The 25,231-nt window shown below is 62.3% G+C and carries 16 protein-coding genes, 1 pseudogene and 2 riboswitches; of the genes and pseudogenes, 9 read left to right on the top strand and 8 right to left on the bottom strand.

The window, feature by feature from the left end; genetic code table 11:
- Positions 1-200 precede the first annotated feature (200 nt).
- Positions 201-3,911, bottom strand: coding sequence for a methionine synthase (metH, locus tag FQ192_RS27055; RefSeq protein ID WP_149661253.1), 3,711 nt, complete (start codon positions 3,909-3,911; stop codon positions 201-203).
- Between the two features lie 155 nt (positions 3,912-4,066).
- Between metH and FQ192_RS27050 the strand changes: the two genes are divergently transcribed.
- The 3 genes from FQ192_RS27050 (at position 4,067) to nfuA (ending at position 8,205) form a co-directional block, all read left to right on the top strand.
- A complete protein-coding gene (locus FQ192_RS27050) occupies positions 4,067-6,352 on the top strand; it encodes a fatty acid cis/trans isomerase (RefSeq protein ID WP_149661252.1) in 2,286 nt (761 codons plus the stop codon).
- A 176-nt stretch (positions 6,353-6,528) separates the two neighbouring features.
- Positions 6,529-7,563 (top strand): acyltransferase, encoded by a 1,035-nt coding sequence (locus tag FQ192_RS27045; RefSeq protein ID WP_149661251.1) that lies wholly within the window; start codon positions 6,529-6,531, stop codon positions 7,561-7,563.
- A gap of 57 nt (positions 7,564-7,620) precedes the next feature.
- Positions 7,621-8,205: a Fe-S biogenesis protein NfuA gene (gene nfuA, locus FQ192_RS27040; protein WP_007898222.1), complete on the top strand. Its 585-nt coding sequence runs from the start codon at positions 7,621-7,623 to the stop codon at positions 8,203-8,205.
- Positions 8,206-8,291: 86 nt separating this feature from the next.
- On the opposite strand, the gene cobM is transcribed toward nfuA, so the two are convergent.
- From cobM to FQ192_RS27020, 4 genes are all read right to left on the bottom strand, one after another.
- Positions 8,292-9,038, bottom strand: coding sequence for a precorrin-4 C(11)-methyltransferase (gene cobM, locus FQ192_RS27035; RefSeq protein ID WP_149661250.1), 747 nt, complete (start codon positions 9,036-9,038; stop codon positions 8,292-8,294).
- A 95-nt stretch (positions 9,039-9,133) separates the two neighbouring features.
- Positions 9,134-9,547: a cobalamin biosynthesis protein gene (locus FQ192_RS27030; RefSeq protein ID WP_149661249.1), complete on the bottom strand. Its 414-nt coding sequence runs from the start codon at positions 9,545-9,547 to the stop codon at positions 9,134-9,136.
- On the bottom strand, positions 9,544-10,251 hold the full coding sequence (locus FQ192_RS27025; RefSeq protein ID WP_149661248.1) for a CbtA family protein: 708 nt from the start codon (positions 10,249-10,251) through the stop codon (positions 9,544-9,546). The genes FQ192_RS27030 and FQ192_RS27025 overlap by 4 nt, the downstream gene beginning before the upstream one ends.
- A gap of 11 nt (positions 10,252-10,262) precedes the next feature.
- Positions 10,263-10,457 carry a CbtB-domain containing protein gene (locus FQ192_RS27020; protein WP_123408989.1) on the bottom strand — a complete coding sequence of 65 codons (195 nt, stop codon included), beginning with the start codon at positions 10,455-10,457 and terminating at the stop codon, positions 10,263-10,265.
- Positions 10,458-10,576: 119 nt separating this feature from the next.
- Positions 10,577-10,806: riboswitch (cobalamin riboswitch) on the bottom strand.
- Between the two features lie 257 nt (positions 10,807-11,063).
- A riboswitch (cobalamin riboswitch) is annotated at positions 11,064-11,278 on the top strand.
- 95 nt (positions 11,279-11,373) lie between these two features.
- Between FQ192_RS27020 and cobW the strand changes: the two genes are divergently transcribed.
- The 5 genes from cobW (at position 11,374) to FQ192_RS26995 (ending at position 19,808) form a co-directional block, all read left to right on the top strand.
- Positions 11,374-12,438 (top strand): cobalamin biosynthesis protein CobW, encoded by a 1,065-nt coding sequence (gene cobW, locus FQ192_RS27015; protein WP_149661247.1) that lies wholly within the window; start codon positions 11,374-11,376, stop codon positions 12,436-12,438.
- A gap of 3 nt (positions 12,439-12,441) precedes the next feature.
- Complete coding sequence (cobN, locus tag FQ192_RS27010) at positions 12,442-16,332, top strand: cobaltochelatase subunit CobN (protein WP_149661246.1); 3,891 nt, start codon at positions 12,442-12,444, stop codon at positions 16,330-16,332.
- A 141-nt stretch (positions 16,333-16,473) separates the two neighbouring features.
- A complete protein-coding gene (locus tag FQ192_RS27005; RefSeq protein ID WP_149661245.1) occupies positions 16,474-17,472 on the top strand; it encodes an ATP-binding protein in 999 nt (332 codons plus the stop codon).
- Positions 17,473-17,498: 26 nt separating this feature from the next.
- Positions 17,499-18,128, top strand: a complete 630-nt coding sequence (locus FQ192_RS27000) for a VWA domain-containing protein (protein ID WP_256672387.1) — start codon at positions 17,499-17,501, stop codon at positions 18,126-18,128.
- 36 nt (positions 18,129-18,164) lie between these two features.
- A complete protein-coding gene (locus FQ192_RS26995) occupies positions 18,165-19,808 on the top strand; it encodes a phospholipase D-like domain-containing protein (RefSeq protein WP_149661243.1) in 1,644 nt (547 codons plus the stop codon).
- 82 nt (positions 19,809-19,890) lie between these two features.
- Here the strand turns inward: FQ192_RS26995 and poxB are convergent, their stop codons facing one another.
- Positions 19,891-21,615, bottom strand: a complete 1,725-nt coding sequence (poxB, locus tag FQ192_RS26990; protein ID WP_149661242.1) for a ubiquinone-dependent pyruvate dehydrogenase — start codon at positions 21,613-21,615, stop codon at positions 19,891-19,893.
- A 92-nt stretch (positions 21,616-21,707) separates the two neighbouring features.
- Positions 21,708-22,932: pseudogene (locus FQ192_RS26985) on the bottom strand (NADH:flavin oxidoreductase/NADH oxidase family protein).
- Positions 22,933-23,009: 77 nt separating this feature from the next.
- On the opposite strand from FQ192_RS26985, the gene FQ192_RS26980 reads away from it, so the two are divergent.
- The gene (locus tag FQ192_RS26980; protein ID WP_149661241.1) at positions 23,010-23,420 is read left to right on the top strand and encodes a MerR family transcriptional regulator; all 411 of its coding nucleotides are present in this window, start codon (positions 23,010-23,012) and stop codon (positions 23,418-23,420) included.
- Positions 23,421-23,621: 201 nt separating this feature from the next.
- Here the strand turns inward: FQ192_RS26980 and FQ192_RS26970 are convergent, their stop codons facing one another.
- Complete coding sequence (locus tag FQ192_RS26970) at positions 23,622-25,160, bottom strand: MFS transporter (RefSeq protein WP_149661239.1); 1,539 nt, start codon at positions 25,158-25,160, stop codon at positions 23,622-23,624.
- Between the last annotated feature and the right edge of the window lie 71 nt (positions 25,161-25,231).

Raw genomic sequence — 25,231 nt, 5'->3', positions numbered from 1 at the left:
CCGCGAAGGCGGTGCGTCAGTCAACATCTTCTCTGACTGACACACCGCCTTCGCGGGCAAGCCTCGCTCCTACAGGGGATCTATGATCGTTCCCACGCTCTGCGTGGGAATGCAGCCCGGGACGCTCCGCGTCCCAAAAGCGGACGCGGAGCGTCCATTGAGGCATTCCCACGCGGAGCGTGGGAACGATCATGTGAGGCTTAGTTGTCGTAACCCAGGTTCGGCGCCAACCAACGCTCGGTCACGCTCAATTCCTGGCCTTTGCGCGACGTATAGCTCTGCACCTGATCCTTGTCGATCTTGCCCACGGCGAAGTACTGCGCCTGCGGATGCGCGAAGTACCAGCCGCTGACCGCTGCCGCCGGGAACATCGCGTAGTGTTCGGTGAGGAACACGCCGCTGCGCCCGGCGTGCATTTCACTGGCTTCAGGATCCAGCAGGGCGAACAGCGTGCCTTTCTCGGTGTGATCCGGGCAGGCCGGGTAGCCGGGGGCAGGGCGGATGCCGGTGTATTGCTCTTTGATCAGCGCGTCGTTGTCCAGGGTCTCGTCCTTGGCATAACCCCAGTGTTCTTTACGCACTTGCTGGTGCAACCACTCGGCACAGGCCTCGGCCAGACGGTCGGCCAGGGCCTTGACCATGATCGAGTTGTAATCGTCGCCCGCGTCCTGATACGCCTTGGCCACTTCTTCGGCGCCGATCCCGGCGGTGGTGATGAAACCACCCACGTAGTCGGTGATTTCGCTGTCCTTCGGCGCGACGAAGTCGGCCAGGGAGAAGTTCGGCTTGCCGTCGGTCTTGATGATCTGTTGGCGCAAGTGATGCAGCTTGGCAATCGGCTTGCCGTCATCGCCGTAAACCTCGATGTCATCCTCACGCACCTGGTTGGCCGGCCAGAAACCGAACACCGCACGGGCGCTGATCAGCTTCTCGTCGATCAGCTTGGCGAGCATTTCCTTGGCATCGGCGTACAGCGAGGTGGCGGCTTCACCGACCACTTCGTCTTCGAGGATGCGCGGGAATTTGCCGGCCAGGTCCCAGGAGATAAAAAACGGCGTCCAGTCGATGTACTCGGCCAGCACTTTCAAATCGATGTTATCCAGCACCCGCGAACCGGTGAACGTCGGCTTGACCGGCTCATACGTGCTCCAGTCAAACTGCGGCTTCTTGGCGATGGACGCCGGGTAGCTCAGGCGTTCGGTGCGCGCACTGCGGTTGGCGGTGCGCTCGCGGACTTCGATGTATTCCAGGCGGGTCTTCTCAATGAAGGCCGGCTTCAATTCCTTGGACAGCAACTGCGTCGCCACGCCCACGGCGCGGGAGGCGTCGGTGACGTAGATCACCGCGTCATTGCTGTACTTGGGCTCGATCTTCACCGCCGTGTGCGCTTTGGAGGTGGTGGCGCCACCGATCATCAGCGGCAGGTGGAAGTCCTGGCGCTGCATCTCGCGGGCGACGTGGACCATTTCATCCAGCGACGGCGTGATCAGACCGGACAGGCCGATGATGTCGCACTTCTGCTCCTTGGCCACCTGCAGGATCTTCTCTGCCGGCACCATCACGCCGAGGTCGACGATGTCGTAGCCGTTACAGCCCAGCACCACGCCGACGATGTTTTTGCCGATGTCGTGCACGTCACCTTTTACGGTGGCCATGAGGATCTTGCCCTTGGCTTCCGGCTTGTCGCCTTTTTCCAGTTCGATGAACGGGATCAAGTGGGCCACGGCCTGCTTCATCACCCGGGCGGATTTCACCACTTGCGGCAGGAACATTTTGCCGGCGCCGAACAGGTCGCCGACGATGTTCATGCCCGACATCAGCGGGCCTTCGATCACTTCGATCGGGCGAGTGAACGACTGCCGGGACTCTTCGGTGTCTTCAACAATGTGCGTGGTAATGCCCTTGACCAGTGCATGTTCCAGGCGCTTGTTGACCGGCCAGCCGCGCCACTCTTCGGTCTCGGCTTCCTTGACGCTGCCGTCGCCCTTGTACTTGTCGGCGAGGGCGAGCAGGGCGTCGGTGCCTTCCGGCGTGCGGTTGAGCACCACGTCTTCCACGGCGTCACGCAGCTCGGCCGGGATCTGGTCGTAGATCTCCAGCTGACCGGCGTTGACGATGCCCATGGTCAGGCCGTTGCGGATCGCATACAGCAGGAACACCGAGTGGATCGCCTCACGCACCGGGTTGTTGCCGCGGAACGAGAACGACACGTTGGACACACCGCCGGAGGTCAGCGCATACGGCAGCTCATCGCGGATGTAGGCGCAGGCATTGATGAAGTCGACGGCGTAGTTGTTGTGTTCTTCGATGCCGGTGGCAATGGCGAAGATGTTCGGGTCGAAGATGATGTCTTCCGGCGGGAAGCCGACTTCGTTGACCAGGATGTCGTAGGAGCGTTTGCAGATTTCTTTCTTGCGCTTTTCGGTGTCGGCCTGGCCGGCTTCGTCGAACGCCATCACCACCACCGCAGCGCCATAGCGCTTGCACAGTTTGGCGTGATGAATGAACTGCTCGACGCCTTCCTTCATGCTGATCGAGTTGACGATGCCCTTGCCCTGGATGCATTTCAGGCCGGCTTCGATCACTTCCCATTTGGAGGAGTCGATCATGATCGGCACGCGGGAGATGTCCGGCTCACCGGCAATCAGATTGAGGAAGGTCACCATGGCCTTCTTCGAATCGAGCATCCCTTCGTCCATGTTGATGTCGATCACCTGGGCGCCGGCTTCGACCTGTTGCAGGGCGACTTCCAGGGCTTCGGTGTAGTTGTCTTCACGGATCAGGCGGGCGAATTTGGCCGAGCCGGTGATGTTGGTGCGCTCGCCGACGTTGATGAACAACGAGTTGCGATCAATGGTGAACGGCTCCAGGCCCGACAGGCGACAAGCCTTCGCAATCTCGGGAATCACTCGCGGCGCATAACCGGCCACGGCTTTGGCGATGGCTTCGATGTGGCCCGGCGTGGTGCCGCAGCAACCGCCGACGATGTTGAGGAAGCCGCTTTGAGCGAATTCCTCGATGACCTTGGCGGTTTGCGCCGGCAGTTCGTCGTACTCGCCGAATTCGTTCGGCAGGCCGGCGTTCGGGTGTGCCGAGACGTGGGTGTCGGCCTTGTTCGACAGCTCTTCCAGGTACGGACGCAACTCGCTGGCGCCGAGGGCGCAGTTCAGGCCCACCGAAATCGGCTTGGCGTGGGCCACGGAGTTCCAGAACGCTTCGGTGGTCTGGCCCGACAGGGTACGGCCGGAGGCGTCAGTGATGGTGCCGGAAATCATGATCGGCAGTTCGATGCCGAGTTCTTCGAAAACCCCCTGCACAGCGAAGATCGCGGCTTTGGCGTTCAGGGTGTCGAAGATGGTTTCGATCAGGATCAGGTCGGCGCCACCTTCGATCAGGCCTTTGGTGGCCTCGGTGTAGTTTTCCACCAGTTCATCGAAGGTCACGTTGCGGTAGCCGGGGTTGTTCACGTCCGGCGACAGCGAGCAGGTGCGGCTGGTCGGCCCGATCACGCCCGCGACGAAACGCGGCTTCTCCGGGGTTTCCAGGGTCTTGGCGTCGGCGACCTTGCGGGCCAGGCGCGCGCCTTCTACGTTTAACTCATACGCCAGGCCTTGCATGCCGTAGTCGGCGAGGGACACCTGGGTGGCGTTGAAGGTGTTGGTTTCGAGGATGTCGGCGCCGGCATCCAGGTAGGCTTTCTCAATCGAGCCGATCACGTCCGGGCGCGTCAACACCAACAGGTCGTTGTTGCCTTTCACATCGCTCGGCCAGTCGGCGAAGCGTTTGCCACGGTAATCCTGCTCTTCGAGCTTGTAGCTCTGGATCATCGTGCCCATGCCACCGTCGAGAATCAGGATGCGCTCTTTGAGGGCGTGCTTGAGAGCTTGAAGGCGAACACTGCGATCGGACATTTGGACTACTCGGAAAGACCATGACGAAGGGCCGGGATAATAGCAAACCTGTGCGCTTTTAGAGCATGCCAAGGTTTTGCATGAATATCGCTCATGTTGGTGGCGGTGGTAGCCCGGTAGAATCGCGGCGTTTTTTCATGATCGGGACCAGGGATATGTCGTATCGCGTCGTTGTCAGCATTTTGTTGCTGCTATCAAGCTGGGGCGCCGCTGCGCAAAGTCCCGAAATCTCTTACACCCGTGACATCCAACCGATCTTCACCGAAAAGTGCGTGGCCTGCCACGCCTGCTACGACTCCGCCTGTCAGCTCAACCTGGGCAGTGGCGAAGGGGCGGCCCGTGGCGCGACCAAGATTCCGGTCTACGACGGCGAACGCAGCGTGGCCGCCGCGCCGACCCGGCTGTTTTATGACGCGTTCGGCAAACTGGCGTGGCAGCACAAGGACTTCTATTCAGTGCTCGACGCCCAAGGCAGCCAGGCGGCGTTGATGGCGCGGATGCTGGAACTGGGCCACAAAACTCCGCTGACCCCCAACGCCAAGTTGCCGGAAGACATCGTGCTGGGCCTGAACCGGGAAAACATGTGCGCCATGCCGGCGGAGTTCGACGGTTATGCCGGAGCGCACCCGAAGGAAGGCATGCCGCTGGCGGTGACCGGCCTGACCGATCAGCAATACCAGACGTTGCAGCGCTGGCTCGCTTCCGGGGCGCCGATTGATGAACAAGGCCTGGTGCCGTCCGCGCAGGAAGCCTTGCAGGTGGTGCAATGGGAAAACCTGCTTAACGCGCCTGGCTCTCGTGGCAGTCTGGTGGGGCGCTGGTTGTTCGAGCATTGGTTTCTGGCGCACATCTATTTCAAGGATGGCGAGCCGGGGCATTTCTTCCAGTGGGTGCGTTCGCGCACGCCGACCGGCCAGCCGATCGACCTGATCAACACCCGCCGCCCGAACGACGATCCGGGCACCCAGGTTTATTACCGCTTGTGGCCGGTGCAAGGGGTGATCGTGCAGAAGACTCACATCACCTATCCGCTCAGCGCCGCGAAGCTGTCGCGGGTCAAAAGCCTGTTCTTCAGTGGCAACTGGCAGGTCAACGCCTTGCCGGGTTATGGCCCGGAGCGGCGGGCCAATCCGTTCACCACGTTCGAGGCGATCCCGGCTCAGGCGCGCTATCAATTCATGCTGGATAACGCCGAATACTTCGTGCGCACCTTTATTCGTGGCCCGGTGTGCCGGGGTCAGATCGCCACCGACGTGATCCGCGACCACTTCTGGGCGCTGTTCCAGGCCCCGGAGCATGACCTCTATATCATCGACCCGAACTACTGCGGCCAGGCCACGCCGTTGCTGGCGATGCCGGGGCAGAACGACGATGTCGGCAGCGTCCTGAGCCTGTGGCGCGACTACCGCGACAAGCGCAACGAATACGAAGCCCTGCGCCGGGACAGCTACGCCGATGCGCCGGCGCCGAGCTGGTCGACGTTGTGGGCGGGCAATGACAACGCGCTGCTGACGATCTTCCGCCACTTCGACAGCGCCTCGGTGAACAAGGGCCTGATCGGTGACGTGCCGCAAACCATCTGGCTGTTCGACTTCCCGCTGCTGGAACGCACCTATTACCAGTTGGCGGTCAACTTTGATGTGTTCGGCAACGTCTCCCACCAGGCCCAGACACGCCTGTATTTCGACCTGATCCGCAACGGTGCCGAGCAAAACTTCCTGCGCCTGATGCCCGCCGAATCCCGGGGCGACTACCTCGACGATTGGTACCAGAGCGGCGGCAAATTCAAGATGTGGCTGGATTACGAGGCCATCGACAACGACAAGCCCACCGCGCTGAAACTCGACGAAAAAGACCCGAAACGCGACTTTGCGATGCAGTTGCTGGGCCGTTACGGCGAACTCAATGCCAAGCCCGATCCGATCAACCGTTGCGACGGTGCCTATTGCTCGCGGCCGAACATCGACCCGGCGTTGCAGAACGCCGAACAGGCCCTGAGTCGCCTGACGTCGCGGCCGGCGGCGGGGTTGAAGGTGATTGATCAGTTGCCGGAAGCGACCATGCTGCGCATCGAATCGGCCAGCGGCAAACGCGAGATCTACAGCCTGCTACGCAACCGTGCCCACAGCAACGTGGCGTTCCTGCTCGGCGAGTCCCTGCGTTATCAGCCAGGGCTCGACACATTGACCATTTACCCGGGCGTGCTCAGCAGCTATCCCAACTTCATGTTCAACATCCCGGCGGATCAGGTGCCGGCGTTTGTGGATGCGATGGAGAACGCCAAGGATGCCCATCGCTTCGAGAAGATTGTCGAGCGCTGGGGGATTCGGCGCAGTCATCCGCAGTTCTGGTTCTACTTCCATGATCTGAGCCAGTACGTTCACGAAACCGACCCGGTGGAAGAGGGCGTGCTGGACATGAACCGGTACGAGAATCTTTGATCGACCTTTGAACAGCGCCCGGTGTCCCACCTGTAATGCCGCCAATCCCCTGTAGGAGCAAAGCTTGCTCGCGAAGAGGCCGTCACATTCAACATTGATGTCGACTGACACGCCGCTTTCGCGAGCAAGCTTCGCTCCTACAAGGACTATGCGGTGATTTGACGGGAGGGCGGTTGATGTTGATGTCGGTACAAGCCCTGCGCTTCATCGCGGCCTGGGCGGTGGTCGGCCACCATTTCATGCAGATTTTCTTCGACTTCCACGCCCGTGGGCCGGTGGGGCAGGCGTTTATCGACAAGGGCGCGGTGGGGGTCGATGTGTTCTTTGTCATCAGTGGGCTGGTGATTTTCCTGTCCACCGAGGGCAAATCCCTGCCGCCGGCGCGATTCCTGTTGTATCGGCTGTTTCGCATCGTCCCGGCGTATTGGCTGTATACCGCGCTGATGGCGTTGGTGGTGGTATTTGCGCGGCCGGTGTTGCCGGATCAGACGGTCGATTGGTCGCATTTCCTGCTGTCGCTGTTGTTTATTCCTACGGAGAATCCCGGCGGCTATGGGATTTATCCGACCCTCAACGTCGGCTGGACGTTGAACTACGAAATGCTGTTTTACCTGTTGTTCGGCTGGGCGTTGCTGTTCCGTCTGCACTGGCGGTTATGGATCGTCGCGGCGCTGCTGTTCGCGGTGTGCCAGGCCTGGACCGGTTATGGCTGGGTCAGCGAGTTCTACCGTTCGGACATCGTTTATGAGTTTTTGCTGGGGATTGCCCTTGGCATGGTTTATCGCCGGGGCTGGATCAAACCGGGGTTATACCTGCCGTTGCTGGGGATTGTGGGCGCGTTGTTGACCATTTATCACCTGGCCCCGGAGCCTCGATTCCTGGCCTGGGGCTTGCCAAGTGCCGTGCTGGTGATGGCGTGCATCTCGCTGGAACGCTATGTCGAGCACAACCGGATGTTCGAACTGCTCGGTAATTGTTCCTACTCGGTGTACCTGATGCATGTGCTGGTGCTGTCCGCCGGTGGATTTGTCGCACAGCGTTATGGCGTGAATCCCTACGCGATGTTCACCGTTTGCGCGGCGACCATCGGCCTGGGTTCCTGGGCAAGTTACGAATGGGTGGAAAAACGCAGCTATCGGTGGCTTAAAGCCCGGATTGACGGCGAAACGGTTGCTCAACCCGTACCGGCGCTTTCCCGACAAAAATACTAGGACTTTGTGCCGCGCGATGATTGGCGTAAACTGCGCCCAAGCCTGCGAGGAGTTTCCATGACCGCTATTACCATCACTGACGCCGCCCACGATTATCTGGCAGATCTGCTCTCCAAGCAGAACACCCCAGGCATCGGCATCCGCGTCTTCATCACCCAGCCTGGCACCCAGTACGCCGAAACCTGCATTGCCTACTGCAAGCCGGGCGAAGAAAAACCTGAAGACACCGCGTTGGGGCTCAAAAGCTTCACCGCGTACATCGATTCGTTCAGCGAAGCTTTCCTGGACGACGCGGTGGTCGACTACGCCACCGACCGCATGGGCGGCCAGCTGACCATCAAGGCACCAAACGCCAAAGTACCGATGGTCAATGCCGACAGCCCGGTCAACGAGCGCATCAACTACTACCTGCAAACCGAGATCAACCCGGGGCTCGCGAGCCACGGCGGTCAGGTCAGCCTGATCGATGTGGTCGAAGACGGCATCGCCGTCCTCAAGTTCGGTGGTGGTTGCCAGGGCTGCGGCCAGGCAGACGTCACCTTGCGCGAAGGCATCGAGCGCACCTTGCTCGAACGCATTCCCGAGCTCAAGGGTGTTCGCGACGTAACTGACCACACGCAGAAAGAAAACGCCTACTACTAAGGTGTTCGCTGCGACATAAAAAAACGGCGCCCCGTGAGCGCCGTTTTTTTATGATCGTTCCCACGCAGAGCGTGGGGACGATTATCTTACGGGCGGTACAAATGCGCATGCCCAGCACGATAAAGCGACGACTCACTAAACGCATCACTCCCCAACACACGCCCCACCAGAATCAACGCCGTACGCCGAAACCCCTTGGCTTCAACCTTCGCGGCAATGTCCTCAAGCGTCCCCACCACCCAATCCTGATCCGGCCACGTCGCCCGGTGAATCACCGCGATCGGGCAGTCCGCGCCGTAATGCGGCAGCAATTCTGCGAGGATCTTCTGCAGATGATTGACCCCCAGATGAATCGCCATGGTCGCCCCATGCTGCGCCAGGCTGCCCAGATCTTCACCGGGCGGCATCGACGTCTTGTCGGCGTAACGGGTGAGGATTACGCTTTGCGAGATATCCGGCAACGTCAGTTCGGCACCCAATAGCGCCGCGCAAGCCGCTGTCGCTGTGACGCCGGGAATGATTTCAAACGCAATATCGAGTTCACGCAGGTAGCGAATCTGCTCACCAATCGCGCCATACAAACTCGGATCGCCAGAATGCACCCGCGCCACATCCTGCCCCTTGGCGTGAGCGGTCTTGATCAATTCAATGATCTGTTCCAGGTGCAACTCGGCGCTGTTGACCACCGTTTCCGCCTGGTGGCCTTCCAGCACGGCCGCCGGCACCAGCGAACCGGCGTAGATGATTACCGGGCAGCTGCGAATCAGCCGCTGGCCTTTGACGGTGATCAGTTCCGGGTCGCCGGGACCTGCGCCAATGAAGTAGACGGTCATCATCCGTTCCTAAAATAAAGAGCTGTCAGAAAAAGGGCTTGGGCAAGGCTTCAGATGAAGATTGCTCATGATCGAGGCGGGGATTATCGGGGATTTCAGGCAGCGCAGGCCAATGCGAGCGTGGCCTGGGCGTATTTCTGTCGTGAAATCAGCAGCTTCGCCGGGGCCTGGGCCAGGTGTTCAGCCAGGGCCAGGGCGGCGCTTTCCGCGACGCCGTAACAGCCGGTGCGTTCGAACGCGATCTGCGATTGATGGCTCAGTTGCGGCTGATAACTGGCCAATTGCTCACTGCTGAAATACATCAACTCCAGCCCCAACTGCGCGGCCAGTTCGATCAGGCCAGGCTCATCACGCTTCAGGTCGATGCTGGCCAACGCCTTGATCTGCCGAAGTTCGATTTGATGCGCCTGCAGTGCCTGATCGAGCAGCGCCCGCAGCGTGCTGGCGGGACAGCCGCGCTGGCAGCCCAGGCCGACCACTAGCGTCGGCGCTGTGCGGGTGTCAGTCATGCGTGGGATTGGCCATCGCTTTTGCGGCGGAACAACCAGGCGCTGATCAGGCCCAAGGCCAGCCAGAACACCACGTTGGTCAACTGCGAAGCGATTTTGAACTGCGATTCCAGGGCTTCAGGGGCCAGCATCGAGTGCACTTCCGGTTGCGGTGCGCCAATCACATGCGGAACCGCGAGGATTGCCACGCCGAGGATCTTCATCAGCCAGTGGCGGCTGAACACGATCAGCGCGATGCCGACCGCGGTGGAGGCGGCGGTGCCAACCCACCAGATCTGCCGTTGTGCCAGGTCGGCGGCGGCCGTGCCCGGCAATTCCGGTGGCAGGCCGAGGGTCGGCGCCAGTACGAAGGTCGCGTAGCCCGCCAAGCCCCAAAGCAGGCCCTGAGCGGTTTTGGTCGGCGCGCGCAGGGTGTAGAGACCAGCGAGCATCAACGCGAATCCGACGGCGACCACCAGGTTACCGCCCGTGGTGGACAGCACGCGCTGCCAGCCGTCTTCCGGCTCCCAGGCTTCGGCGTCGTGAGTGTGAGCGGCCATGGCGCCGTCGGTGTGCTCGTGAGCAACCACGGCCGCAGGCTCGGATTTTTCATAGGTTTCCGCCTGAAGAATCAGCGGAGCAACCCAGAAACTTTGCAGCAGGGTCAACAACAGGGCGGCCAGCAACCCGGTGAAACCTGCGGTTTGCGCAATACGCTTGAACATGTCGGCAGGTCTCAATGGCACGGGAACGCGGAGCTGTGACGGGTATCGTGGGCGGCGTTGTGCACCGCTTCGATGTGCGAGAAACCGGCGAAATACACCAGGCACGCACCCAGGATCGACGCGCATACGGCGGCGGTCAGGCGTTGGCTCAGGGTTGTGGTGCTGCTGGCGGTGCTGCTGTGGTCGGTGCTGCTGATGATCGACATGGCGCTTCCCTCTGGTCTGTCAGCGGGTGAATAGAGCGCATGAAAGACCCTTGCGCACAGGGTGCGCAAAGGTTCGAACAGCGCCCGCCCACCGCGGGTTTGTTATTCAGTGATCGTAGTGGTCACTTTGTGTTGCGGGCCGGTCTCCGGGCTCACGAGGGGTCGGGGCTTGCGCCGAAACCTGCAAGAATCGCCTTCCCATGCCGAACTGCCGGCTCAGTGGATCTGATTCTTCGCTCGCTTACCGTTGCGGGGGCAGCACCGGACTGACATGACTTTAGAGTAAAGCACATGATTCACCGGTTTCCCGTTTCACCCTGTGAAGGGCACCCGTAACAAGGCGCACAGGAGAGCATGGGCGGGGGCGGGGAGTCAATTGGCAGGGGTTCTCAGTTAAAGACCGAGTCGCTGCCTTCGCGGGCAAGCCTCGCTCCTACACGAGCGCCGCCGTCCTGCTGATCGTTCCCACGCGCAGCAAAGGAATGCAGCCCGGGACGCTCCGCGTCCCCATCGAAAGCCGAACGCGGAGCGTCCGTTGAGGCATTCCCACGTAGAGCGTGGGAACGATCATCACCCCGCAGACGTTGACCCGCCCCCAACCGATGCGTAGCCTTGCGCTTTCGAGGTTCTTCGGCGTCTGCCGAAGCTAAGAAGGGAACGCGGTCGATGCCGCGGCTGCCCCCGCAACTGTGAACGGTGATGTTCGCTGCCACGCCACTGCAAACCCTGTCCAAAGGGTTCGCGGGAAGGCGCAGCGGATGCCAGGCCCCCAGGCCGGCGCACTGGAAGCCAGGAGACCTGCCTCGAAACGAATTCTCACTACAACCGGGCGGGGTGATCCGGTGGCGAAATCTTCCGCGCATTCATCGCCGCGGTTGTCGTCCCGTATGCCCGCCACCTTGCCAAAGGGCATCCGATGAAAACACTGGCCAAACTCCCCGTCACCATCGTTACCGGCTTCCTCGGCTCGGGCAAAACCACCTTGCTGCGCCACATGCTGGACAACGCCCAGGGTCGCCGCATCGCGGTGATCGTCAACGAGTTTGGCGAGCTGGGCATCGACGGCGAAATCCTCAAGCAGTGCTCCATCGGCTGCACCGAAGAAGAAGCCAACGGCCGCGTCTACGAACTGGCCAACGGCTGCCTGTGCTGCACCGTCCAGGAAGAATTCTTCCCGGTGATGCGCGAATTGGTCGCCCGTCGCGGCGACCTCGACCACATCCTGATCGAAACCTCGGGCCTGGCCCTGCCAAAACCCCTGGTGCAAGCCTTCCAGTGGCCGGAAATCCGCAGCGCCTGCACCGTTGACGCGGTCATCACCGTGGTCGACAGCCCGGCCGTCGCCGCTGGCACTTTCGCCGCGTTCCCGGATCAGGTCGACGCCCAGCGCAAACTCGACCCGAACCTGGACCACGAATCGCCCCTGCACGAACTGTTCGCCGACCAACTGGCCAGCGCTGACCTGGTCATCCTCAACAAGGCCGACCTGATCAGCCCGGAAGACCTGGCCCGCGTACGCCTGGAAGTCGCCGAAGAACTGCCGCCAGCGGTCAAAGTCATCGAAGCCAGCAGCGGCCGCGTGCCACTGGACGTGCTGATCGGCCTCGGTGCCGGCTCCGAAGAACACATCGACAGCCGTCACAGCCACCACGATCACCACCACGGTGACGGCGATGACGACCACGATCACGACGCCTTCGATTCCATCTCCATCGAACTGCCCCAAGCCGACGAAAGCCTGCTGATGGACGCGCTGACGCAACTGGTGGTCAAGCACGGCATCCTGCGCGTTAAAGGCTTCGCCGCGATCCCGAACAAACCGATGCGCCTGTTGATCCAGGGCGTGGGCACGCGTTTCGACAAGCACTTCGACCGTCAGTGGGGCGCCGATGAAGCGCGCACCACCCGTCTGGTGTTGATCGGCCAGGAATTGGACGCCGCGCAACTCGAAGCGCAACTGCGCGCCGCGCTCAGCGTTTAAGCCATGCACCTGCTCAGGACCCAGCCCGGCGGTTTCGTGTCGGATGACAACATTGCCGACCTTGGACAAACCCCCGCCGAGCTGGTGATCCTGTGCAGCGGCGATTCCAGCCTGGCGCTGCTCGCTGAAGCCGCGCAGCAATTGCCCGACGACTATCCGAGCGTGCGCCTGGCCAATCCGATGCAGGTGCAGAATCACGCGTCGGTGGATTTGTACGTCGATGAAGTGTTGCGTCACGCCAAGGTGATTCTGATCTCGCTGCACGGCGGCATCGCCTATTGGCGTTACGGTGTCGAGCGGCTGGTCGAGCTGTCCGAACGCGGCGTGCAACTGATCCTGGTGCCCGGCGATGACCGCCCGGACCCGGAACTCAGCGACTTGAGCACCGTGGACGCTGAAGGCCGTGATCGCCTCTGGCAGTTTCTGCGTCAGGGCGGCATGGGCAATGCCCTGGATTTTTTCCGTTGCCTGGCCAGTCGCTGGCTGGCCCGGGACTACGCCTGGGCCGAGCCACAAACCCTGCCGCGCACCGCGATCTACCACCCGAAAAAAAGCCCCGCAGACCTGAGCGATTGGCAAGCCGACTGGCAGGCTGATCAACCGGTGGCGGCGGTGCTGTTCTACCGCTCGCATTTGCAGGCGGCGAACACCGGTTTCATCGATATTTTCTGCCAGCGTCTGCAAGCAGCGGGTTTGAACCCGTTGCCGATTGCGGTGGCCAGTTTGAAAGAACCCGGCTGCCTGACGGTGGTCGAGGACCTGTTGGATGAAGTGCAGGCGGCGGTGATTCTGAACACCACCGGTTTCGCCCAATCCAGCCCCGAAGCGCCGCATTTGCGACCGTTTCGCCGCAACATTCCCGTCATTCAGGCGATTTGCGCCCAAGACAACGAACCCGGCTGGCGTGCCAGCGAACAGGGCCTCGGCCCACGGGACCTGGCGATGCACATCGCGCTGCCGGAACTCGACGGGCGCATCATCAGCCGACCGATCAGCTTCAAGGACCTGGCCTGGCGCAGCGAGCGCAGTCAGTCCGATGTGGTCTGCTACCGGCCGCAACCGGAGCGCATGGACTTTGTTGCCGAACTGGCGCGGCGCTGGATCGATCTGGCGCGGGTGCCCAACGGCGAAAAACGCATCGCGCTGATCCTGGCCAACTACCCGACCCGCGATGGTCGCATCGGTAACGGCGTGGGCCTCGACACCCCGGCGGCGGCGCTGAATATCCTGCGTGCGTTGCATAACGAAGGTTATCCGCTGCCCGCCGAGTTGCCGGACAGCGGCACCGCGTTGATCCAGCAGTTGCTTGGCGGCGTCAGCAACGACCTCGACACCCTCGACCAGCGCCCGTGCATGCAAAGCCTGGCGCTGGTCGATTACGACCTGATGTTCAACGCACTGCCCGAAGCCAACCGCCAAGCGGTGCTGGAGCGTTGGGGGGCGCCGCAAAACGATCCAATGTTCCGCGGCGGGCGGATGATGATCGCCGGTCTGCGCTTCGGCCTAACCTTCGTCGGCATCCAGCCGGCCCGGGGGTATCAGGTTGATCCGAGCGCGGTCTATCACGACCCCGACCTGGTGCCGCCCCACGGCTACCTGGCGTTCTACTTCTGGCTGCGCAACACCTACGGCGCCCATGGCGTGATCCACGTCGGCAAGCACGGCAACCTTGAATGGCTGCCGGGCAAGGGTGTGGGGCTGTCGGAAAATTGCTGGCCGGACGCATTGCTCGGGCCGCTGCCGAACATCTATCCGTTTATCGTCAACGACCCGGGCGAGGGCGCCCAGGCCAAGCGCCGCACCCAGGCCGTGATCATCGATCACCTGATGCCGCCCCTGACCCGCGCCGAAACCTACGGCCCGCTGCGTAACCTGGAATTGTTGGCAGACGAGTATTACGAAGCGCAACTGCTCGATCCACGTCGCGCCCGGGAATTGCAGCGCGACATCCTGCAACTGGTGCGCGAGACCCACATCGACCGCGAACTGCAACTGGACGAGAAACTCGACAGCGATGCGGATGCGGCAATCTGGTTGCCGCGCCTGGACACCTATTTGTGTGATTTGAAGGAATCGCAGATTCGCGACGGCCTGCACATCTTTGGCGAATCGCCGACCGGGCGGTTGCGCATTGATACATTGCTGGCGTTGCTGCGGATTCCCCGGGGCGATGGACGTGGGGCGCAGTCGAGTGTGTTGCGGGCGTTGGCCAAGGCGTTCGGGTTGGGGTTTGATCCGCTGGATTGTGAGTTGGCCGAGCCGTGGACGGGTGCGCGTCCTGATGAGTTGCAAGCGGTCAGTGATGAAGTGTGGCGTACGGCGGGGGATACCCGGGAGCGTCTCGAATTGTTCGCCGCCCAGCTGATCGAACAGACCTTGAATGCAGAGGGTGAGCAACTGTGGCGAGGGGGCTTGCCCCCGTTGGGTCGCGAAGCGGGCCCGCTTATCCCTGAAAAGCAGGGGACTGCTGCGCAGTCCAACGGGGGCAAGCCCCCTCGCCACAAAAGCCCGCTCCCACAGGGGCCGAGTTGGTCCGAAGTGAATGCGATACTCGACAACCTGCACGAAGTCGTCGCCCCACGCCTGGACGCCTGCGGCCCCGCCGAAATGCGCGGCTTGCTCGACGCCCTCAGCGGCCGTTTCGTCCCCGCCGGCCCCAGCGGTGCACCGAGTCGCGGGCGCCTCGACGTGCTGCCCACCGGGCGCAATTTCTATTCGGTGGATGTGCGCAACCTGCCGACCACCACGGCATGGCGCATTGGCTTCCAGTCGGCCAACCTGATACTCGAACGGCACTTGCAGGACCACGGCGACCACCTGCGTCAATTGGGCCTGTCGGTGTGGGGCACGGCGACCATGCGCACCGGCGGCGACGACATCGCCCAGGCCATGGCACTGATGGGCGTGCGCCCGGTGTGGGCCACGGGCAGTCAGCGGGTCGATGATTTCGAGATCCTGCCGGTCAGTTTGCTCGACCGACCGCGCGTGGACGTGACCTTGCGCGTGTCCGGGTTCTTCCGCGATGCGTTTGCCAACCTGATTCGCCTGTTTGACGCCGCCGTACAAGCGGTTGCCGACCTGGACGAACCGGACGATCTCAACCCACTGGCGGCCAAGGTGCGCGCCGAACGTGAGGCCTTGCTGGCCAGCGGTCAGGATGAAGACGCCGCCCGGCGTCAGGCGGGCTGGCGGATCTTCGGGGCCAAACCCGGTGCCTACGGCGCGGGCGTGCAGGGCGCCATCGACGGTCGCCTGTGGCAAAGCCGTGAGGATCTGGCCGAGGTCTACCTGAACTGGGGCGGTTACGCGTACGGCGGCTCCGACGAAGGCACCGCTGCTCGCGAACAATTCGCCCAGCGCCTGAGTCAGGTGCAAGCGGTGCTGCAGAATCAGGACAACCGCGAGCATGACTTGCTCGATTCCAACGATTACTACCAATTCCAGGGCGGTATGCTTGCCGCCGTGGAAACCCTGAGCGGCGAGGCGGCGGCCAGTTATCACGGCGATCACAGTCAACCGGATTTGCCGAAGATTCGCACCTTGAAGGAAGAGTTGAACCGGGTGATACGCTCCCGAGCGGCGAATCCGAAGTGGATTGATGGGGTCAAGCGCCATGGCTACAAGGGCGCTTTCGAACTCGCGGCGACGGTCGATAACCTGTTTGCCTTTGATGCGACGACGCAGTTGATCGACGATCACCAGTACGCGTTGCTGGCGGATGCGTATTTGCTCGATCCAGCGACCCGGGATTTTGTGCGCGAGCACAATCCCCATGCCTTGCGGGATATGGCGGAGCGGATGCTGGAAGCGCAGCAGCGCGGGATGTGGCAGGAGCCAGGCGAGTACCGCGAGGCGCTGGAGAATTTGTTGCTGGATATAGAAGAAGATTCCTGAGGACTGATCGTTCCCACGCGCAGCAAAGGAATGCAACCCGGGACGCTCCGCGTCCCAAAAGCCGAACGCGGAGCGTCCGCAGAGGCATTCCCACGCAGAGCGTGGGAACGATCACCACCGACCATGATGAGACAACCCGACATGACCGACACCCCCCATTTCCCGCTCTCCGCCGTGGTCGGCGCCGATGACTTGAAGCTCGCGCTGTACCTGACCGCCATCGACCCGAAAATCGGCGGCGTGCTGATCGAAGGCCCGCGGGGCATGGCCAAGTCGACCCTGGCCCGTGGCCTCGCGGACCTGCTAGCCAGCGGCCAGTTCGTCACCTTACCCCTGGGCGCCACCGAAGAACGCCTGGTCGGCACCCTCGACCTCGACGCCGCCCTGAGCGACGGGCGAGCGCAGTTTTCCCCCGGTGTGCTGGCCAAGGCTGACGGCGGCGTGCTCTACGTCGATGAGGTCAATCTGCTGCCCGATCATCTCGTCGACCTGCTGCTCGACGTGGCCGCCAGTGGCACCAACCTGATCGAGCGCGATGGCATTTCCCATCGGCATTCGGCCAGGTTCGTGCTGATCGGCACCATGAACCCGGAAGAGGGCGAATTGCGCCCGCAACTGCTCGACCGCTTTGGCCTGAACGTCGCCCTCAGCGGCCACACTGCGCCGACGGAACGCGGTCAGATCATCCGTCGTCGCCTGGCTTTCGACAGCGATCCCCAAGGCTTCTGCGCCGAATGGGAAAGCCAGCAACACGCGCTGCGCGAACGCTGCCAGCAGGCGCGGGTCGCATTGGCGAGCATCCCTCTGGATGACATCGCGCTGGAACAGATCACCGAGCGCTGCTTTGCCGCCGGTGTCGATGGCTTGCGTGCTGACCTGGTCTGGCTGCGCGCCGCCCGAGCTCACGCCGCCTGGCGCGGGGCCAAGGCGATCACCGAAGAAGATATCGACGCGGTCGCCGAGTTTGCCTTGCGTCATCGCCGCCGCGAGCATGCCCACCCGGCGCCGCAACAATCCCAACCCCCCGCGACCCAAAACGCCAACCCGAGCGAAGGCCAGGGCCAGTGGGGCGAAATGCCTGCCGAGGCGCTGCCGGTCGGTGCTCGACGTGAAGTGCCGAGCTGGCCAAAAAAGCCCTAGGCATTCGCCCTCGATCTGACGCGGGGGTGAATGCCAGACCCCGGGCCGGACGGCTGGACCATGGCCGGCAAGGCAAGCGCCGTGCGGCACCGCAAGGCTCGATCAACTGGCCCGGCACATTGCTCAACGGCCGCCCGCGTCAACGTGACGACCTGCTGTTTCATTTGCGCACCCGTTCGCCCCATGAATTGTGGCTGGTCATCGTCGACGCCTCGGCCTCGACCCGTCGTCATCAAGCGTTGAGCGATGCCAAGGGTTTGTTGGCGCAGTTGTTCGACGATGCCTACCGCCAGCGCGCGCGGCTGGCGTTGCTGACGGCCAGCGGCCACACGCCGAAATGGCAGGTGCAGGGTTTGAAGGCTTCCAGCGGTTTGCGTGACTGGCTCGACGGCTTGGGGGCGGGCGGCGGCACACCGTTGCTGGCGGCGCTGGGCGAGGCGGGACGTTGGCTGAGCGCGCGGCAGAAACGCTTCCCGGCGGAACAACAACGCCTGTTGCTGGTGACCGATGGGCGACTGAAAGAGTGGTCAGGCTTGCCGGTATTGGCGTGTCCGGGGTTGCTGATTGATATCGAACGCGGGCCGATTCGGCTGGGACGGGCTAAGGTGTTGGCTACGCAGTTGCAGGCGGAGTATCGGCATATCGATGACGTGTAGCGGGCTGCGATCTTTTCATCTTCACAGGAGTGAACCATGCGCGTCCTAGCCGCCAACCATCAGGATGATTTCCGCGTTAAAGCCTACGCCGGCACCAACGGCGTGCTACTGGCCATGGACCTGGCCGAACCGCGCCGCAAAGGTCTGCTCGGCTTCGCCATCGAAAAACAGGTCGGCAACAAACCGTGGCTGTTTCTGTTCAACAGCCTGACCTTCCCCGGCAAGGCCCACACCTTCCCCCAATACCACGCCACCCCCAGCGATATCGCACCGCTGCAGAAATTTCGCTGGGCCGATTACGCGGTCAATCCGGGCACGACCCTGCACTACCGCGTGCACCTGGCCTATGGCACGCCGGATGCGCCGCAACTGGGCGAATTTCTGGAACTGACGATCACCTCCGACGACGGCCATCCCACCCATCAAAGCGTGATCTTCAACCGCGCCGTGGCAGCGAGTCAGGCATTCCAGCGCAAATTCCCCGACCTCGACGCGCAGATCAGCGCCAACAAGCACATGCCCATCGAAGCCTGGCCGCTGGCGGCGCAGCAGTGGCTGGAGAACGGTTTGCTCGGGCGCTTGCTGGGGTTTATCCAGCGTGCGGTGGATGACCAATGGGCTCTGGACATTGCCATCTACGAATATCAGCTGCAGTCGATCGTCGATGAGGTCAACGCCGCCTTCGCCCGCGGGGTCAAGGTGCGGGTGCTGTATCACGCGCAGCCGGACGATGAAGACACGACGATGAACGAAGCCAGCCTGGAAAAACTCCCGGCGGCGAACAAGCGCGGGCGGGTCACGCACAACATCTTCCACGACAAGTTCATCGTCCTGAGCAAACTCGATGGCGGCGAGCATCGGCCGCAAGCCGTGCTCTGCGGCAGCACCAATTTCACCCCCAACGGCGTCTACCGCCAGGCCAACGTGGTGCATGTGCTCGACGACGCGCGGATCGGCGCCAGTTACCTGCAAACCTTCGAAGAGGTGTGGGCGAACCCGGCGGACGTCGGCGCGACGCGCACCTGGCTGACCCAAAACAACCCCGTGGACCCGACGCAGCCACTGTTCGCCGGGTTCTCACCGCGTACCGGGCAGGGGGATCTGAAAGCGTTTGTCGAGATCATCAACGCCGCGAAAAAGGACGTACTGTTCGTCACCGCGTTCGCCTTGCCGGACGACGTCCTCAACGCCTTGCTCGGCGAGCCCCACGACGACATCCTGCGCTACGGCCTGCAAAACACCGTCAGCCGCATCACCGGCTTCCACGCCGATCGCACCGCCGAATTCGCCGCCACCGCGCTGCTCAACACCGGGCTGGAAGGCTGGCTGCGGGAAAACATGAAAGGCCAGAAGGGCAACCTGCTGGTGCACACCAAAGCCATCGTCACCGACTTCACCAGCGACACACCGACCATCATCAGCGGCAGCCACAACCTCAGTGCGGCGGCCAGTAATGGCAATGATGAGAACTACCTGATCATTCGCGGCGATACCGATCTGGCAGACCGCTATGGCTTGGAGTTATTGCGGTTTTATGAACATTACCGGTTTCGCTATTTTGCGAAGAAACTGGCGCTGAAAGAGGTTTCGCCATTGGCGGCGGATGACCGTTGGAGCAATGATTATTTTGTGGAGGGGGATTTGCGGCAGTTGTCACGACTGCGATTCTCCGGCCGATAAACACCAATCCCCCATTCAACACAAACCCTTGTGGCGAGGGGGCAAGCCCCCTCGCCACGGGTTTACGCGCACGGCTTGGCAATCAACGAAACCAGTTCGTCCGCGCCAATTCAATCACCTCATCCCCACGTCCACTCATCACGGCTTTAAGCATGTACAGGCTGAACCCCTTGGCCTGCTCCAGCTTGATAGTCGGTGGCATGGCCAGTTCCTGGGTCGCGGTAATCACATCCACTAACACCGGCCCGTCATGCGCCAGCGCCCGGCGCAACGCCGGCTCCAGGTCTTCCGACTCTTCAACGCGAATCCCGAGGATGCCCATGGCGTTGGCCATCGCCGCAAAGTCCGGGTTGTGCAGGTCGGTGCCGGTATCGAGCATCCCGGCGGACTTCATTTCCATCGCGACGAAGCCCAGTGAAGCGTTGTCGTAGACGATGATTTTCACCGGCAATTTCAACTGCGCCAGGGAAATGAAATCCCCCATCAACATGCTGAAACCGCCATCTCCCGACAACGAAATCACCTGCCGATCCGGGAACGTCGCTTGGGCGCCAATGGCCTGGGGCATGGCGTTGGCCATCGAGCCGTGGTTGAACGAACCGAGCAACCGGCGCTTGCCGTTCATTTTCAGATAACGGGCAGCCCACACGGTTGGCGTGCCGACGTCGGCGGTGAAGATCGCATCGTCATCCGCCAGTTCGCTGAGCAGGCGGGTGAGGTATTGCGGGTGGATCGGGCGACCCGGCGCGGAAGGCTGGGCCAGGTCATCCAGGCCCTGGCGCGCTTTTTTGTAGTGTTCGAGGGACGACTCTAAAAAGCTCCGGTCACCGCGATAGGGCAGGCGCGGCAGCAACGCGGCGAGGGTTTCGCCGACATCGGCGGCGATGCCCAGGTCCAGGGTGGTCCGGCGGCCGAGGGCCTCGGGGTTGTGGTCGATCTGAATGATGGTGGCGTCGGTGGGGTAGAACTGCCGGTACGGGAAGTCGGTGCCGAGCAGCACCAAGGTGTCGCAGTTGAGCATCGCGTGATACCCGGAGCTGAAGCCGATCAACCCGGTCATGCCGACGTCGAACGGGTTGTCCCACTCCACGTGTTCCTTGCCGCGCAAGGCATGCACCACCGGCGCGCCGAGGGCATCGGCCAGGGCCACCACTTGATCATGAGCCCCGGCACATCCGGCGCCGCACATCAGGGTCACGGCTTTGCTTTGGCTCAGCAGTTCAACGAGTCGATCCAGATCCTGCGGTGCCGGCAGGGTGCGCGGTTTGGACAGGGCCGGCCATGGCTTGAGGTTGTCTTCGACTTCCTGCAACGCCACGTCACCGGGAATCACCACCACCGCGACGCCGCGATTGAGGATCGCGCTGCGCATCGCCCGGTGCAGCACCTGCGGCATCTGCGCCGGGTTGCTGACCAGTTCGACGAAGTGGCTGCACTCCTTGAACAGCTCTTGCGGGTGGGTTTCCTGAAAGTAGTTGAGGCCGACTTCCGACGACGGAATCTGCGCCGCAATCGCCAGCACCGGCACATGGTTGCGGTGGCAGTCGAACAGCCCGTTGATCAAGTGCAGATTGCCCGGCCCGCAACTGCCGGCGCACACCGCCAGCTCTCCGGTGACAGCTGCCTCGGCCCCGGCGGCAAACGCCGCGACCTCTTCGTGGCGCACGTGCATCCACTCGATGCTGTCCATGGTGCGCAGCGCTTCGGTCAAACCGTTGAGGCTGTCGCCGGTCAGGCCCCAGATGCGCTTGACGCCGGCCTGCTCAAGGGTGGTTGCCAGTTGCTGGGCAAGGGTGATTTTCGCCATGGGGTGCTCCAGTGATCGATGAGTTGTCCTTGGGATAGAAAAAGGGACAACTCAACGGCTGGCATGACTCCCGGGGATTTGTGAAGACTCGTTTACTTGGCCATGGCCTGTTTGTATTGGCGGGTGCGTTTGGCGATGTACAGCTGATCGCGGATCAACGCCCAAAGCGCCGAGACCTGTGGCCGGGGTTGATGGCCGCGACTCAAGCGATGCAACTGGAACTTGACCACCGCCATGGTCGCCAGCGCCGCCAGGGGTTTGCGCTTCCAGTGGATCGGCGGCAGTTGAGGATGGCTGTTCTTGCCTTCGCGCCAGTGCTTGACCAGGTGCGGCTCAACCGCCATCGCGGTGCCGATCCCGGCCATGGCGATGCCGCTGTCGAGCACGTGTTCGACGATGGCCAAGCGACGAATGACCGCCGGTCACCATCACCGGCATGCGCGCCACGCGGGCCAGTTCGCCGGCCATCTCCAGGAAGTAGGCTTCGCGGGCCAGGGTGCGGCCGTCCCGGGCTTCGCCTTGCATGGCGGGGGCTTCGTAGCTGCCGCCGGACAATTCGAGCAAGTCGATCTGCTGCTCGTTGAGCCACTGGATCACTTGCCTGGCGTCGTCCGCATCGAAGCCGCCGCGTTGGAAGTCCGCTGAGTTGAGCTTCACTGAGACGCAGAATTTTGGCGACACGGTTTTACGTACGGCACTGACCACCTCAAGCAGCAGCCGCGCGCGATTTTCCAGTGAGCCGCCCCATTGATCGGTGCGGCGATTGGTCAGTGGCGACAGGAATTGGCTGAGCAAATAACCGTGGGCCGCGTGAATCTGCACGCCAGTGAACCCGGCCTTCTCCGCGAGGGCCGCGCTGGTGGCGAAGCGTTGGATCACTTCATGGATGTCGCTTTCGGTCATCGGCTTGGGTTCGGCGAACATTTTCGAGAACGAGCCCAGGTCCAGCGCCACCGCTGACGGCGCCCAAGCCTGCTGACCCAGATTGGCCATGGTCTGGCGCCCCGGATGATTGAGCTGCACCCAGAACTGCGCGCCACCGGCCCGGCCAATCGTTGCCCACTGGCGAAAACGCTCAAGGTGTTGCTCGTCTTCCAGCGCCACGCCGCCGGGCCCGGTCATGGCGCGACGGTCGATCATCACGTTGCCGGTCAGCAACAACCCGGCTTCACCCCCGGCCCAGGCTTGATACAGACGCAACAGGGCATCGGACGGCGCCTGTCGGGTATCCGCGAGATTTTCTTCCATCGCGGCTTTGGCGATGCGATTGCCGATGGTCTGGCCGTTGGGCAAATTCAGCGTTTGAAAGGGCGACATGCTTGACTCCTCATCAGTGATGGGTGGAGGCTAAGCTTAAAGTTAACTTTAATGGCAAGCAGGCAAATGAGGTCGGGATGAAGATTGGTGAATTGGCGGAGTTAAGTGGCTTCAACCCGTCGCGTATTCGGTTCTACGAGGCCCAGGGTCTGATCCAGAAAGTCGAGCGCCGGGCCAACGGCTACCGGCATTACCCCGAACAGGTATTGCAGACGCTGTACCTGATCCAGTGCGCCCAACAGGCCGGGTTCAGCCTGGAAGAGTTGAAGCAATTGATGCCGGACACCGCCACCGGTGAATTCAAGCACGACGAACTGCTGGCGGGGCTGACGCGCAAAGTCGAGCAGATCGAAGAAATGCAGCAACACCTGGCGCAGAGCAAGGCGAAGCTGCTGGCGGTGATCGACGACATCCAGGCGAAACCCGAAGGCATGGGCTGCGACGCGAATGCCGAGCGGGTGCTGGCGTCCTTCAAGCAGCCGCGTTGATCGCCCCAGATCCCCTGTGGGAGCGGGCTTGCTCGCGAAAGCGGTGGGCCAGCCAACATCCCTGTTGAATGTGAAACCGCCTTCGCGAGCAAGCTTTGCTCCTACATGGGGATCGTCGTACACAATATCTGTGTTCACCACCGCCCCCCTGTAGGAGCGAGGCTTGCCCGCGAAGAGGCCCTGATAGTCAACGCAAGGTCATCACGGGTGAGCAACGGTCCCCGATACATGGTTTGAGGGGACTGGAATCGGATTACGCATCAACGTGCCCACCACCAACGCCCCCAGCAGCGCCAACAACCCCGCGACCAGCAGCAACAAACTGAAACCACCAACAAACGCTTGCCGGGCCAGCGGTTCGACCGCTGCGCGCGCAGTGTCCGGCAACAAACCCAACGCTGCCGTCATATCCCCGGCCACCACCCGCGAGGCGATTCCACGGGCCTGCTCTGCCCATTGCCCCGACAGGCTGTCGCGCAGCAACAGCTCGGTATGACTGGCCAGCAACGCGCCGTACACGCCGATGGCGAGCATGATCGCGCTGAAGCGCATGGTGGTGCTCATGCCCGAGGCCATGCCGGCGCGGTCGCGGGGCACGCAGGCCATGATGTTTTTCTGGGTATCACCATTGAGCAACCCGGCCCCGGCGCCGGTCACCGCAATGGCCAGGGCGAACGGCAAATAGCCGCCGCTGTTGACCGCCCAGGCGCTGAGCAGGTTGCCGCCGCCGACCAGCGTCAGGCCCGCAGCCATCAAAGTCGCGGGGGCAAAACGGCTCGCCAGCCGTGCGCCGATGCGCGGGCAGATCAGCATCGTCAACGCGAATGGCAGCATCCCCAGTCCCGAGGCGATGGCCGAGAACCCCAAACCGTTTTGCAGGTAGAACGGCAGCAGCGTCATCATCACTTGGGCGCAACCGGCGTAGGCGAACATCCCCAGCAGCGCGCCGATAAAGCGCGGGTGCTTGAACAATTGCAGGTCGACCATGGGCCGCTGCTGCAGGCGCTCGATCAGCACAAACAGCCCAAGCAACAAGGCGCCGCCGATTAACCGGGCATAGGTCATGGGAGTGTTCCAGCCGATGCGATTGGCTTCGATCAGGCCCCAGATCAGGCACAGCAAACTCGCACTGAAGGCCAGGCTGCCCCACGGGTCGAGACGCGCGGACTGGGTGTCCCGGGATTCCGGCACGTTGCGCAAGACCAACGCCATCAGCAGCGCACCTACCGGCAGGTTGAGGTAGAAAATCCAGCGCCAGCCGATGTATTCGGTGATCAAACCACCCAACGTTGGCGCGGCGGTCATCGCCACACCCATGCACGCGCCCCAGAATGCCCAGGCCTTGGCCCGTTCGACTTCGTCGTGAAAGGTGTGGCCAATCGAGGCCAGCGCCGACGTCAGCAACAATGCGGCGCCAACACCTTTGATCGCGCGGGCGATGTCGAGGAACAACGCGCTCGGCGCCGCGCCGCAACCGAGGGAAGCCAGGATGAAAAGGCCCAGGCCCCAGAGCAGGGTTTTCTGTCGGCCGAAGCGGTCGGCGATGCTCCCCGCCGGCAGCAACAGCGCGGCGAAGGCCAGCATGTAGGCGCTGACCACCCATTCGATGTCGGCAAAATTGGCGCCCAGGTCCCGGGCGATGGTCGGCAACGTGACGGCGACGATGTTGGTGTCGAGGACGATCAGCGAGCACACCCCGGAAGCGGTCAGCAGCGTCAAGCGTGGGCTGACCTTGCTCATGATCGGATTGCCTTTTGAGTAAGGGGTTTGACGTGCATGGTTTTAGCTCTCTACTGTGGGCCGTGTCGAAA

This window comes from Pseudomonas sp. ANT_J12 (assembly GCF_008370045.1).
Taxonomy (GTDB): Bacteria; Pseudomonadota; Gammaproteobacteria; order Pseudomonadales; family Pseudomonadaceae; genus Aquipseudomonas.
This window is presented reverse-complemented; position numbering and strand designations above follow the sequence as displayed.